At 49.6% G+C, this 14,273-nt stretch carries 10 protein-coding genes and 4 tRNA genes; 1 reads left to right on the forward strand and 13 read right to left on the reverse strand.

Annotation, left to right across the window (positions count from 1 at the left end; translation table 11 throughout):
* Window positions 1–18: 18 nt before the first annotated feature.
* The 8 genes from DWX76_RS04110 to DWX76_RS14875 all read right to left on the reverse strand — a co-directional run bounded on the left by DWX76_RS04110 (window position 19) and on the right by DWX76_RS14875 (window position 11,885).
* Window positions 19–3,921, reverse strand: coding sequence for an Ig-like domain-containing protein (locus DWX76_RS04110; RefSeq protein ID WP_118570169.1), 3,903 nt, complete (start codon window positions 3,919–3,921; stop codon window positions 19–21).
* A gap of 116 nt (window positions 3,922–4,037) precedes the next feature.
* Window positions 4,038–5,267 carry a DUF6273 domain-containing protein gene (locus DWX76_RS04115; protein WP_147353834.1) on the reverse strand — a complete coding sequence of 410 codons (1,230 nt, stop codon included), beginning with the start codon at window positions 5,265–5,267 and terminating at the stop codon, window positions 4,038–4,040.
* A 1,049-nt stretch (window positions 5,268–6,316) separates the two neighbouring features.
* Window positions 6,317–7,768, reverse strand: a complete 1,452-nt coding sequence (locus tag DWX76_RS04120; RefSeq protein WP_118491573.1) for a 4Fe-4S dicluster domain-containing protein — start codon at window positions 7,766–7,768, stop codon at window positions 6,317–6,319.
* Window positions 7,769–7,783: 15 nt separating this feature from the next.
* Window positions 7,784–8,968, reverse strand: coding sequence for a SpoIIE family protein phosphatase (locus tag DWX76_RS04125; RefSeq protein WP_107000473.1), 1,185 nt, complete (start codon window positions 8,966–8,968; stop codon window positions 7,784–7,786).
* Complete coding sequence (locus DWX76_RS04130) at window positions 8,969–10,684, reverse strand: [Fe-Fe] hydrogenase large subunit C-terminal domain-containing protein (protein WP_107000474.1); 1,716 nt, start codon at window positions 10,682–10,684, stop codon at window positions 8,969–8,971. It abuts the gene before it with no gap.
* 37 nt (window positions 10,685–10,721) lie between these two features.
* Window positions 10,722–10,967, reverse strand: coding sequence for a (2Fe-2S) ferredoxin domain-containing protein (locus DWX76_RS04135; protein WP_107000475.1), 246 nt, complete (start codon window positions 10,965–10,967; stop codon window positions 10,722–10,724).
* A 304-nt stretch (window positions 10,968–11,271) separates the two neighbouring features.
* Window positions 11,272–11,598, reverse strand: coding sequence for an HAD-IA family hydrolase (locus tag DWX76_RS14870; RefSeq protein WP_347474969.1), 327 nt, complete (start codon window positions 11,596–11,598; stop codon window positions 11,272–11,274).
* Window positions 11,595–11,885, reverse strand: a complete 291-nt coding sequence (locus DWX76_RS14875) for a hypothetical protein (RefSeq protein WP_347474970.1) — start codon at window positions 11,883–11,885, stop codon at window positions 11,595–11,597. Before DWX76_RS14875 ends, DWX76_RS14870 begins: the two co-directional genes overlap by 4 nt.
* A gap of 188 nt (window positions 11,886–12,073) precedes the next feature.
* Between DWX76_RS14875 and DWX76_RS04145 the strand changes: the two genes are divergently transcribed.
* Window positions 12,074–12,409 carry a cyclic-di-AMP receptor gene (locus tag DWX76_RS04145; RefSeq protein WP_022358984.1) on the forward strand — a complete coding sequence of 112 codons (336 nt, stop codon included), beginning with the start codon at window positions 12,074–12,076 and terminating at the stop codon, window positions 12,407–12,409.
* A 149-nt stretch (window positions 12,410–12,558) separates the two neighbouring features.
* Here the strand turns inward: DWX76_RS04145 and DWX76_RS04150 are convergent.
* The 5 genes from DWX76_RS04150 to rlmB form a co-directional block, all read right to left on the reverse strand.
* Window positions 12,559–12,642, reverse strand: a tRNA-Leu gene (locus DWX76_RS04150).
* A gap of 11 nt (window positions 12,643–12,653) precedes the next feature.
* Window positions 12,654–12,733, reverse strand: a tRNA-Leu gene (locus DWX76_RS04155).
* 278 nt (window positions 12,734–13,011) lie between these two features.
* A tRNA-Ala gene (locus DWX76_RS04160) sits at window positions 13,012–13,084 on the reverse strand.
* Window positions 13,085–13,187: 103 nt separating this feature from the next.
* Window positions 13,188–13,260: transfer RNA gene (locus tag DWX76_RS04165), tRNA-Thr, on the reverse strand.
* 233 nt (window positions 13,261–13,493) lie between these two features.
* Window positions 13,494–14,258, reverse strand: coding sequence for a 23S rRNA (guanosine(2251)-2'-O)-methyltransferase RlmB (gene rlmB, locus DWX76_RS04170; protein ID WP_022358985.1), 765 nt, complete (start codon window positions 14,256–14,258; stop codon window positions 13,494–13,496).
* Window positions 14,259–14,273: the final 15 nt, after the last annotated feature.

Here is a 14,273-nt window from a genome sequence, read left to right on the forward strand (position 1 = left end):
TTCTTCTATCCTCCTCTCTCAGCTTCTCGTCTGTACTATTCCGTCCAGCACCCAGGAACCATCCGCATTGACTAAATTCCCATCGGGGGTGTGCGTATTTCGATACAAACGTCCCCTCATTCCATCAGATTTTTCCTGAAAATAGTAACAATGAAACACTCCATCGCTTCCCGGCAGCCAGTTCCAGCCAGTCAGCATACGCCCCTGTGTTCCATCCATTTCCGTCCAGAGATAATATGTGTTTCCATCCACATCCGTATACCAGCCGTTCACCATCCTGCCATCTGCATCAAATCGGAACCAGTCAAACGTACTCTGCCCCTTTGCCGGATCGGCATATGGATTGTAGACAGCCGCCCATTCAGAAGCATAGCTTCTACCGCCCGCTTCAAACTGCCAGCTTCCATCTGCATTCTTCCGCCAGTTTCCAGCTACTACATATTCCGGTATGGCTGCCGCATCCGCATTCTGCCCGGGGCCTGCCTGTCCTTCTGTCAGATTTCCAATACCCGCTCCTGTCAAATCACTGAACCCCGATGCCGGTCCGGTTGCATTCGCTGCACTGCTTCCTGCCGCTGCCCCCTTTCCAGAAGAAGAGCCTCCACCCAAGCCGCCGCCCGAATGAGAACCTCCGCCCGAATGGGAACCTCCGCTGTATGTCTGATCGACCGCCTCATACTGAATTGTAACTGCCGCCCGGTCCGTGAAGCCACCATCCTCGGTTTTCACGGTCACATATGCCGTATGGCTGCCTGATTTTAAGTATTGACGGTCAAGCTCCTGTATCCAGGAAGCCGTCGTATTGACCGTCACGGTTCCATCCGATGATACATACAGCGAATCATCACTTGCCTGATATGTCACTTTCTGGTTAAACGCCTGCGCCGGAAATACCGACGCTGCCAGCTTTTTCGCACCGGTTCCCGTCCATGCCTCCACCGGACGATAACCCGCCCCCGTCCGGGTGCGTTTGATCTCGTATTGCAGCGTTTTCGGTATAAGGCTGATGCCTTCCACACAAATCTTCGATTCGTCCACTGTCCGGAAATCCACCTGTACTCTGCACGATGCCGTCTGCCGGTTTCCAAGCATATCATCGCCGATCACTGTCACCTTCGTCGTGCGGCTGCCGGAAGCTGTCTGTATTTCATATGGTGTATTCACATGTCTGCCCTGATCTGCCGCGATCAGATCCCGGATCCATTTTGCATCCTTTTTCGCCTGCACACCGGCCGACTTGTCCTCGCCGTCCACCGAAATCAGTGCTGCGTCACCTACGGTCCACGATATATCTTTCCGGTCAAAATAATCGGGTGTGAAAGACGCACTCAAAACCTGCGGTGCCGTAACCTGGATCGTTTCATCTGGATGTTTCCGATTTCCGTTTAATGTCCGCACCACCTCAAATTTCAACTGATCCTGATTTAGTGCCGCACCTTCATTGGCTACATAGGTCTGATCCTTGATCTGGAACGTAACCTCAATCCGCGCATTTCCCCGGCACGGCTTCCCATCAAAGCTCGCCGCCGGTTTCGTCTCTGCCGTCAGCACCGCTACGCCGCCGTTCTGATACCCTGCTCCGTATATGTCGCTTCCGATCGCATACTGGTATCCGCGGTCTGCCTGCTCTTTTTCCAGTTTCCGGACTATATCAGTGATAAACGAACTATTTAAATTTACCTGGACTGACGCGCTCTTTTTCGTATAACCACTTTCCTCATCGTCATTTGGAAGTAACGTAATCAAATCTGAATCATCGATACTCCAGCGCACCGATGCATCCGCCACATCATTATTCCGATCCACAATCGCCCGCACCGTCACCGGCTGCACCTGTGTTCCCTCCTGCAGATTTCCATGGATGTACGTCGCAATTAATTTTCCATTTCCATCCATCACGCGTGTGACTTTCGTCGGATGTTTCCGGTTTCCGGTCCGCTCCTGCACCACCTGGAATTTCGTCACGCCCGGCGTCAGACCGACCGAAACTGCCACCTTTTTATAAACCGCCGACACCTGCGTATTTTCCTCCGGCATCGTAAAACAATACTCGCCGCCATTTACATAAGTAGTATCTTTCCGGCTCTTCCCACGCGTGTACGTCGGAACTCCCTCCATCTGAAAGCATGCTTTTTCCGCCTGCTTTGCCGAGGTGCTGACCGTCACCGTCTTTCCCGGTGCCACCGCACCGCGGTGTTCTTTATCGAGTGTCCGGTAATACGCGCCATTTCCCCGTGCTTCCAGCACTGCCACATCGTAATAATTCGTTCCATTGGAAACGGTATCGACCTGCGGAATTGTAATCAGATAACCACGGACCGGGCGTCCCGCATCATTTGGTGCAAAATGGTCAAGATCATACCCGACCGACTCCGCATCCATCTCCCCGCCCAGCTCTTCATCCACAATCGAGAGAATCCCCTGTTCCAGTTCTTCATAAAAATATCGCTCGTCCACATCCCGCGTGACACCGCCGGATACCAGCGTGAAGAAATTGTCCTTCGCGTGGGAATATCCGATGTGCGCCGCATATGTATACTGGTTATCATCTGAAATGCCGCTTCCACAGACATTGTTTGCGATTTTCGCCTCCGTATCCGCAAACAGGTACGCGATGTCATCCCCATATTTAAAATAATTAGCTGGTGCGCGGTATCCGATGAAGGTTCCTCTGTGTCCGGCAGCCCCGGTTCCCGACTGACCGATCGTTCCCTCAAACCGCCCCACTTTCAAGTCTCCGCTGATTCGTTCTCCAACGAGTCCTCCGACATTCTGGCTGCCAGAACCGCCGATCGTGCCATTTACATAGGTATTGTAGAGAGCCGCCCCATTCTGAAGCCCCACGATTCCGCCGACAGTCGCATCCGTTCCCTGAATCCGCGAGGTACTGTTATCCCCGGTGCGGACCTGGCAGTCAATGATACGAGAATCATCCGCCGCTTCCCCGGCGATTCCGCCCGCAAACGCCTGCGCTCCAGCTGCACGTCCCGTCGTTCGGACGGTTACCTGTGCCATTCCGTTTTCCATCGTGCTGCCTTCCATGTGCCCGATCATTCCACCGACCGCTCCGGTTCCTTCCACATCGCCTTTTACCTGACAATTAAAAATCTTGGAATTCTTCGCATTTCCTGCCAAAATTCCCACCTGACGCACTCCTTTGACCGGCTTTCCTGGTTCCAGCATCAGATTTCGGATCTCCGCCCCATCCAGCGCACCAAAAAATCCAACATTCGGCGAACTGCCTCCTGCAAACCGGAAATTTGAAATCTTATAACCGTTTCCATCCAGATTTGCCGTAAACGGGTGCGTCACCTCCCCTGAAAATTCCGAATCATCCCGGTAATAACCGATCGGATTCCAGTCCATTCCTCCCAGATCGATGTTCGCCGTCAGCTCAAACCATGCGCCCCGGTAATCCCCCACTATCTCTTCTTCCACCTCGCCGTAATCCGGCTGCATGCCAAACGCCGCCAGGAAGCTAAGTCCCATCAGCTGATGTTTCGTGCGTATCTGATACGGTTTTTGTTTCGTTCCAAGTCCATGTGTTCCATCCAGAAAGCTCAAATCCGCCACATCCCAGTTTTCCCAGAGATTTCCGAGGCTGGCGCTGACGCTAACGCGCGGCATGATTAATTGTGAAGGAGTTGCCTCTATGACTTTGGAAGAACGTAATTCTGAGGGAGTTGCCCTCACATCCGCATTCATAAGCTCACTGGACGATGCAGCCAGTTTCTGCCATTCTTTCTGCCTTTTTATGGCATCGTCTGTATCATCCAACTTTTCCTTTCTTTCCGAAACAATCCCCAAATCCCAATCCTCAAACACAAACCCGCTCGCCGCAAACGCCGGCAGCGTCGCCGACAAAAGCATCGTCGTCATCACCGCAAATGGAATCACTTTTTTCATCTTCTTTTTCCCCATACACGTTCCCCTCTTTCCCCAAACATTAGATTGATTTCCCCTTGTCCAATCTCTTCTCCTAATCAAACTGCCAAACAGCTTCACTCCCACTTTCCAAGCTCAACAAGTATTCTTTTTTACATCTGTGACAGTGCAAATGCCGGACGTACTCCATATGTCTCACTGTCCGTCCTCACCGGACGCAGACAGCCATTTACCAGATCAACGCCATAAATCTGCTGATTATAAATGAATTTCCCGTTTTCATCCTGCAAATAAAAAGGCGTCCGCAGATAATATCCCTGTGAATAGGCACTGACCTGACTTTGTGGGTTATCATCCCCGGAATCAAACCGCCATAGATATTCCCGGTACGCAAGTGCCTCTTCCAATGACAGGCAGAAAAGCTGGTCGTTCATAAGCTGAAAACCAATATCATGACGCGCCAGTTCCCGCCCGGACGTTTGCGAAAATGCACCAGCCGCCGTGCTTCCCATGTACGCGGTCTGGATTCCCGTATGGATCGGTTCCAGACAGAAGCTGCTGTTCTGACTGTTTTTCTGCAGCCATGCGCGCACCTGCGAAGTTTTATAATTATTGTCTTTGCCAAACGAGAAAATCTTCATCTTTTTTCCCGGTGCCGTGTCCACATCCGCCCGGATCACGCGGTCACAGAGAAACAGCGCTGCTTTCCGGTGTTCATTCTGCCAGTCATGGTAATCGTCGTCGATACAGGTAAATGACAAAATCTCTCCGCCCACCTCGCGCAGCTGGACATCGCCCTCCTTCCAGATCACTTTTTCGGGCATTTCACTTTCACTCCAATCCACGCTTCCACAGCGGTCACAGATTTGATCCCCGTTTTCATCCAGGTGCCCCAGCGCCGGAAGGCGCTCTATCTTTTCTTTCTGACATCGTCCGCAGACATACACTGCCCGCCCATTCTTTAAGCAATCATTTTCCTCCCACTCCCATTGGCTCCACTGATGCGTACAAGTACGGTCATCCCAGTTTCTCCGCACCCGGATGCGCGTGATGATATATTCCTTTCCATCCACCGAAAAGGAATCCTCTTCCACCTCAGAATAAACTGCGTCGTATTCCACCCCGATTGTTTTTGCCGACGGTGTAAAATCCTGACCAATCAGATAAAATTCATGCCACGCTGCATCCCCGATCGCAGATACCAGATTCCGGATCCTGGCATCATTTTCCGACTGATTTTGAACGGTCAGACCGGAACCGCTGCCCGATACCGCCGCATCCTCGCGCCCAAATATGGCGCACTCCGCCTCCCATGCACTCTGTTTCCATCGTTCCAGGCGTTTCCGAAGTGCCAGCATGGCGGCATCCTCCTCTGCTCCCATTTCTGGAGCCTTGCCGCCTCTTTCATATTTGATATAAATTTTTTCAGTTCCTGTTCCATACAATTCAAATATTTGCGGTGACTGTACCGCTGATTTCCAGATATGCCCGTCGCTCCCTATGATTTGCTCTGGGAAAGATACGTTCAGGGAAGTTCCCTCCAAAACTTTGCCCGTCTGCGTATGAAATATAAGATGATTTGCATTCTCAGCATCTATAAATGAGACGCTGTAGCCGACTATGACAGCTGTTTCTGCCTGTTTCACTGCATTTTCAGCTGCCAGCGCCATTCTACCGGATGAAAATATCAATATCAGTGATATTCCCAAAATGGTACCATTCCGGCAGCGACGCCCTTTATGAGCCCCCATGTTTATTTTTAACAACTCAAACCTCCCCCCTCAAACCTTTTTCACATCTCTTTTCTTATCCTCTTTCGCAAGTTATATAAGGTTACTGTTCACGCATACGTGCCCAGTAACGGAATTTGCCGTGGCTTCGCATTTAAATACGGCAAATTCCTGCTGCCACCACGTTTTCTTACGGCACTTTCGGTTCCAAAAGTGCCTACCTGTGAACAGTAACTATATAAGTTCTAATTTGATTCAAAACACACTCTCACTCTGAGTCAGACAGCGGTTCTTTCTGTATATAAAAAGCTTTCATTTTGCATTGCATATATCATATAATATATTGCACATTTTTTATAACGATACAGTTATCCGATTCTCCCAAATTTTCCTAAATCATCGAATTCTGTGCGAAACGCACCTCACAAATTACCAGAATAAAAAGATAAATTAGAACGAAACCACCTGCGACCGCAGTTCATTTCGATAAGATATATTGAGTCTAACACATCTATTCTCTAAATGCAAGAACTCTTTTGGAATTTTCACAACGAAAAACGCCCGCCCCAGAAAGTCAAATTCACATTCCAAATTTCATTTTCCAGAGCAGGCACTTTCCCACTAACTCATATATAAATTTTAGTTTATTTTATCTCAGCCAAATTCTCAGAACACGCACATTCTCCCAAGAACATCCCGCATCAATGCCGATGCATCGAGAACGACGACATATCATACGCCTTCAGGTTCTCATGTACTTCTCTTGCATCTGCCTCGGCGATGAGTTTGTCTCTCGACTTCTTCGCCTCCATCTCGGCTTTGTGCTTGCTCGGTCCGCCGACACAGCCGCCGACGCACGCCATACCCTCGATGAAGTCCTCCGGCAGACGTCCCACTTTCAGAAGAAGAAGGGCTTTCTTACACTCAGCCGCACCGTTGCAGCGCGCTACCTTGATATCGGTATTCTCACCAGACTCTTTCAGACATTCTAATACCGCCGCTGTTACGCCGCCGCCATTGCCGAAGCGTTTTCCAAATACACTGGCTTCCTGCATGCTGTTCTCTTCCGGCTCCAGATTTACATCTTTCGCCCGCATCATCGCACGGATCTCTCCGTAAGTCATCGCATAGTCCGCATTGCCCTGGATATTCAGATCCAGCGTCTCGCTCTTCTTCGCGATACACGGTCCGATAAAGACGGTGACAACCTCCGGATCCTGAGCCTTCAGCATGCGGGAGACCGCACACATCGGGGAAACCGTCGTGGACATATTGTCAAGCAGCTGCGGGAAATGCTGTTTAATCATGTTGACAAATGCCGGACAGCAGGAGGTCGTCATCTTCTTGCCCTCTTTGTAAGCTTCCGCCCACTCTTCTGCCTCGGCTGCCGCGGTCATATCGCCGCCCAGACCAACCTCGATCATATCTGCAAATCCAATCTTCTTTAAAGCTGTTTTCCAGCTTGCAAACGTGATGTCCGGTCCAAACTGGCCTTCGGTCGCCGGTGCCAGCATCGCTACGACCTTTTTGCCTGCGTTGATCAGGCGGATCACATCGACCATGAAGGTTTTGGAACCGATTGCACCAAACGGGCAGGAATGGATGCAGGCGCCACACTGGATACATTTTTTCTCATCGATCACACATACACCATACTCATCGTAGGTAATCGCATCCACTGGGCAGACCTTCTTACACGGGCGCTCCAGATGGGCAATCGCATTGTATGGGCATGCCTGGGAACACTTTCCGCACTCGCGGCATTTATCCGGGTCGATGTGCGCCTTGGTATTTCCCATGCTGATCGCTCCAAACGGACAGGAGTTTTGGCAGGCTTTACCCATACATTTACGACAGTTATCGGTGACTGTGTAGGACGCAATCGGGCACTCCTCACAGGCTGCATTGATAACCTGTACGACGTTGTTTGTATTGCGGTCAGACGGACACTTACCTTCTGCCAGACGGATTCTCTGGCGGACAATCTCTCTCTCCTTGTATACACAGCAGCGGTACTGTGCCTGCGGACCAGGACTGATTTTATACGGAATATCGTCTCTTCCGTCCTCTAACTGATCATTCCAGGCAAGCTTTGCTACCTCGTAAAGTATCTCATGTTTGATGCGCAGAATTGTCGCGTCATTCGTTACCATGGTTTATCCTCCTTATTAATAATACGTTACCGTAACTTTCTTTCCCATACCTTCGACTGCTTCTTTTAGCTGTTTGACCAGGTTCTGGCGGATTCCCAGATCAAACGCCAGCCCTGGATTCTGGTAGGCGCTGTTCGCCGCCGTTCCCACAAACATATGTAATTCCGTGCAGTCTTCAATCAAAATCTTCGCGATCATGGACGCACCATTTTTCTTGTCCAACTCGCTGAAAAACTCAGAACTTAAATCGCATTCGATCAGATAGCGTTTCAGAAGTTCGATCGCTTTTCGCAGCGTCAGGACTCCCTCCGTCACCAGATCGATGCCTTCCATAAAAGCGATCGGCGGAATATCCGGGTCGCTGTAATCCATTGATACCCGCAGCGGTCGTCCCAGCTCCCGCGACAGGATCGTCGCGCTGGTTCCGCCCGATACAATGTGCTTTGCCGACTCATCTTTCATAAAATCCGCCGTGATCGTCTCATCGTCGTTGCGGTCGAGCGGCGGTCCCGTCATCAGGTTGACCGGTTTCCGGTCAATGATCCGGGCTACCACAACCGTCGTATCATCGCCCGGTTTTCCCTCGTAAATCTGGCTGCATTCCGCACAGAGTGCCGCCGCCATACGTGCCGACGAAAGAGAGGTCAGGCATTGTTCCGAAACAAACTCTGCCACCGACTCCCACGGCCAGCCAAATTTATATTTGCCGCTCTTTCCGACTCCCGCGTGCGTCACGCCGTCGCTGACAAGTACCAGCGCATCACCCTTCTGAACCTGGAACCGGCACTCGCTGATCTCCTTGTCCTTGACGAGACGCTTGTATTTCTGCAGCTCCACCACATGACCACAGCGCAAAAAAATGCATCGCGGGTTATCATATTCAACTAAATATACCTCGCCGTTGTTGAAAATCTGGAGAATCGAGAACGTCGCATACGCCACCTGTCTCGTCTGACAGATCGGAAGCGTCTGCACAATCGTCTCCACACATTCCTCCAGCGTGGCTCCATTTAAAAACATCGTACCCAGAATCTTTGCCGTCAGCGTCGAAAGAATATTCGCCTTGACGCCGCTTCCCATGCCATCCGCCAGAATGATAACGTCCGAATCTTCCGTTTTCAGGCACTCTACCGTATCGCCGCACAGGATCTCTGAATACTTATTCAGACTTTTAAACGTGACATCTACGGTTACTCCCATTTATCGGACCTCACTTTCGCTCTCATCGTCAATCAGGGAACAAAGCTTCATCAGGGTTGTCTTCGTCTCCGCCGTCGTCTCACCCAGGAGTCCGGCAATATTCTGTGCAACCATCATCTGTTTGTAAATGACATTCTGTGCCAGATCAATGGTCGCCTTTTTCTTGGCATATTCCTGTTTTGCCTGTTTTTCCTCGCGCGTCACATCAATGATCGTGGCAATGACAAAATTGCCGTCATCGATATACGCAATGTTTTGAAGCGTCACAAGATTCCGATCCGGATAGATCACCTTCCGGCTGTGGACGCTTGTGTGCGTCCGGAATACTTCGCGTACATCCTCGGCGTTGATAAAGTCCTCCAGCGGTTTTCCCTTGATCGCCTCCGGTTTGACGCCGAAATACATTTCTGCCGCCACCGAACACTCCCGGATCCGCATATCATCGTCGATGATCATGATCAGGTTCGGGGACGTATCCATCACCAGATGAGACAGCGACTGCGCCCGGTCATGCAGGTACGGAATACACATATCGACCTCCGCCTTTTTCTGGAAAACGGCGATCGCTTTCTCCCGGCAGGTCGGATAACCGCACGCACCACAGTTTAATTCCTGCTCTGGTGTCGTCTTGCCCGTCTTTTTCAAGATCTCCCGGATCTCTTCCTCGGTCGGAATCCGCTCCTTCTGAGAACGGTCCGCAAACGTCCGGTGAATCTCTACCTGACGCGCCGCCTCATGCATCAGGGACAAATCTGCCGGTTCCTTCGGAAGCATCGCTTCCAGATCCAGCTTAACTTTAAAACTCGACACCGAGGTCGCCGTGGACGGTCCATTGACACAGCCTCCATGACAGGCGTTCATCTCGATGAAACAGCCAGCCACCTCGCCGGTTTTCATCGCCTCACAGACATCCAGACAGTCCTTCACGCCGCTGACGTAGAACTTGCGGTACTTGTCCGGTTTCTTCTGGGTCGCCGTCACCGCCGTGAGCAGTCCGCCGCTGACCGGATAACGCAGGTTCGCGCCCGGTTCACGATCCTCGAACGGTTCTTCCTCACATGCTTCGATCTCGATCTGTTCCTCTGACAGCCACTGTTTTAAATCCTCAAATGTGAGGACTGCATCCGGCTTCACAACCCTGTTTTTCTCTTTTTCCGCGATACACGGTCCGATCACAACTACCTTCGCCGTCTCGCCGAACTCCGCGTGCAGCATGCGCGTATGGATCCCCGACGGAATCAGCACCGGTGCCAGATATTTGATGAGTTCCGGATAATGAATCTCAATCAGGTTCACGATACTCGGACAGGCAGTTGTGATGATATTTTTCATCTCGCCCTGCTCTAATAAACGGACATACTCTTCCGTCGCCAGCGCGGCGCCCTCCGCCGCATCACAAACATTCGTAAATCCCAGCTTTTTTAATGCTGACTTGACCTGCCCCCGCTTTTTATACGGCAGAACCCCCATATAGGAAGACGACAGCGATGCAATGACCGGTGCGCCGCTCTCAATCAGCTTTTTGACCTTGGAAAGTTCGCTCGGAACACGTTTTGCCGACTGCGGGCAGTTCAAAAGGCACTGCCCACAGAGAATACAGCGATTTGGCATGATATATGCATGACCATCCCGGATCATGATTGATTTCACTTCGCAGCCCCGCACACATTTATAACAATGCTTACACATCGTCGCCTTAAAATCAATAATCGGCATAGACTCTCCCTCTCTTTTTGCCGTTATATGTAAACGATTACGCGTTCAGGCGTCCCAGAATCTCCTTCTGGAAAAATTCTTCGGTTGTCTCCGGTTTTACGGAATACAGTTCTCCGTCTATCGTCACACAGACACCTTTACGGCAGTTGCCGCTGCAGAAATCTCCATTTAAATCTACCTCACTGTCCAGATGATTCTCTGAAACCAGCTTCTGCAGCTTCTGGATTACCTCACGGGATCCTTTCAGATGACAGGCACTTCCGATACAAATCGATACTCTCATATAATGACCTCCTCACTATCCGTTATAAAACAGACGCAGCCTTTCACCGGAGATTCCCGGTCAAAAAACTGCCTGTTCACATGCATCTTCCAGGGGAATTTACTAAAAATGCATCTTTCCCCATTCTTCTTCATTATCTCATATTGTGATATTATTATCAATCAAATTTCTTGCTGATTTTGTATTTTTTTTAGACCATAAGTGCCTGATTCCAAAACCTTTTCACTTTCTTTTCATCAGCTTATGACTCTCCCGGTGTTTTTTAGGAAAATAATCTTTTTATCGGCCACCTTGCACTGCTTTTCTATAATATTTCCATCTCCTCCATGTACGCCCGCAGCCTCTCCACATTCCCGTCCGCAAAACAGTAACCATCCATGCCGCAGCCCTTCGCGCTATCGATGTTATCCTGACGGTCATCGATGAAAAAGCATTCTTCCGCTTTGAGATGAAATTTTTCAAACAATCTCTCATAGATCGCCGGATTCGGCTTCGCCAGCTTCTCCTCCGCTGAGACAAGCGTGCCATCAAAATATTCAATGCCCGGAATCTCATACTCGAACACACGCAGGCGCACGGAACAATTCGAGCAGAGGTAGATGCCGCAGCCCTTTTCTTTCAGTTCCTTCACCAGCTCTCCCATCCCCGGCTTTGCCAGATGTTGTACTCATGCCAGTGTTCCAGACTTTCCTTCGCCAGCCAGCGCAGATGTTCATTTGGCAGGCGTTTCTGCACCCGCTCCAGCGCCTGTGCATCCGTCAGCGTTCCCTCGTCTAAAAGCGACCACTCCTTCGAATCAAACAATTCGCGGTGCATCCACTCCACATCCTCCGGATTATCTGTGTACTCCCAGCACACCTTGACCGGATCATACTCCAGTAAAACCATTCCCATATCAAATACTATATTTCGAATCATACTTCTGCCTTTCTCTCATCCCGCAAATCTGCCGCCATTCCTGCGGCAGATGGAATTTTCAGTCCAAAAAATTCTCACCTGCAAGCAATCATAATCATTTATATTTTAACATAAATTTCTCATTTTTTTATTTCCATTTTCATAAATTAATGGTACAATAATAGAAAATTTTTCAGGAGGTACCGCTTATGAAAATGATTATCGCAATCATTGGCAGTGAGGACGCCGATGATTTAGTATATGAATTAAACCAGCACTCCTTCTTTGTCACCAAGCTTTCCACGATGGGCGGCTTTCTGAAAAAGAAAAGTACAACCCTGATGCTCGGTGTCGAAGATGAACGCGTCGAGGACGCCATCTCCATCATCAAAAAAATGTCCGGTGCCCGCGAGCAGCTTGTATACACGCCGCCGACCATGGCCGGAAACTGCTGCCCGACCGTTAATATGACCGTTCCGATGAACATGAAAGTCGGCGGAGCAACCGTATTTGTAATAAATGTAGAAGAATTTCAGAAATTCTAATTTTTTGATTTATATTACAAATTCGAATTACAAAAGGGGCTTTCGCTTGCGCGTCTGCCCCTTTTTGATTCCTTGTATAGAAAAAGAAAAACTCCCGGAGAAATCATCTCTGGGAGTTCCACGCTGCACTCAGGTTCTGCAGCTAATCATGCAGAAGAAGGGACTTGAACCCTCATGATGTTGCCATCACACGGACCTGAACCGTGCGCGTCTGCCAATTCCGCCACTTCTGCGTAATTTCTAGTGCGGGCAACAGGACTTGAACCTGCACACTCTCGTACCAGAACCTAAATCTGGCGCGTCTGCCAATTCCGCCATGCCCGCTTGCTTGTCTTTCTGACTCACAAGTGAGTTTATTATAACATAGGGTAGTTCAAAATGGAAGAGTTTTTTTTTATTTTTTTGAATTTTTTCGAAAGTTCTTTTTTAAAAAATGTGCGGCAAATTCATCGATACTGAAAGTCCGTGTGATCTTTCGTGTGATCCTTGTACCGAAAAGTTTGTACCTATAACGGAATATTTTGTTCCGCTTGAAATCTTAAAAACACAAAAAAGCCTTGAAAACAAAGGAAAAACCAGTGTTTTCAAGGCTTTCTCTATCATGGAGACAACGGGATTCGAACCCGCGACCTTTGCGTTGCGAACGCAACGCTCTCCCAGCTGAGCTATGTCCCCGTCCAAACTGTTATCATTATAGCACAACTGGAATGAATTGCAAGTAGAGAATAAAAAAAACGGAAACCCTTGTAAATCAAAGGCTTCCGTTCTTTTCTAGCAGAGCTGCTGACGGGAATCGGACCCGTGACCTCCGCACTACCAATGCGACGCACTACCGACTGTGCTACAGCAGCATCTTTTTGTTTTTGGCTCATCTCTAAGCTCGATTAGTTTATCATGATACAATCGTTTTGTCAACGGTTTTTTTGAATTTTTTTTATTTTTTTAAATTTCCCGTTTTTTTCATCGGATGCCTCCGTTTTCATTCGCAGACATCCGATTCTCATTTCCTATCTTTTCATATTTCTATATGATTCCAACGGGGAGGGGAGCAGCGGAATCAGTTGACCGATAACCTTCACTTACCCTACATCATTCTCTGACGCACAATCTCATATGCCAGCACGCCAGCTGCCACCGATGCGTTCAGGGAGTCGATATCTCCCTTCATCGGGATCGATGCGATGAAATCACATTTTTCCCGCACCAGACGGCTGACACCTTCGCCCTCATTGCCAATCACCAGACCGATCGGTCCTTTTAAGTCGAGGCGGTACATGCTCTCTCCTCCCATATCGGCACAGACAAACCAGAGTCCTCTCTCTTTCAGTTCCTCGATCGTGGCTGAAATATTGGTTACCTTCGCTACCGGCGTATAATTCAGCGCTCCCGCCGAGGTCTTCGCAACCGTCGATGTCAGTCCCACTGCGCGGCGTTTCGGGATGATCACGCCATGTGCGCCTGCCAGATTGGCAGTACGGATGATCGCACCCAAATTGTGCGGATCCTCAATGCCATCCAGAATAAAGAGAAACGGCGGCTCGCCTTTCTCTTCTGCCAGCTTTAGCATATCTTCCACCTCTGCATAGCGGTATGCCGCTGCCTGTGCAATCACGCCCTGATGCTTGCCGGTCTCAGAAAGCTGGTCGAGTCTCTCCTTCGCCACATAGTGGATGATCGTATTCTGCTTTTTTGCCTCTCTCGTGATCGTCTTGACCGGTCCATCCTGGCAGCCATCCAGCACAAACAGCTTATCCACCGTCTTGCCCGAACGGAATGCCTCTAAAACGGCGTTTCTGCCTTCGATCATCGTCTCTTCAAATCTATTTTCCTGCTTATTTTCCTGTTCCATCTATTTTCCTCATCA

The sequence above is a fragment of the Clostridium sp. AF21-20LB genome, from assembly GCF_003478795.1.
GTDB classification, from domain to species: domain Bacteria; phylum Bacillota; class Clostridia; order Lachnospirales; family Lachnospiraceae; genus Otoolea; species Otoolea fessa.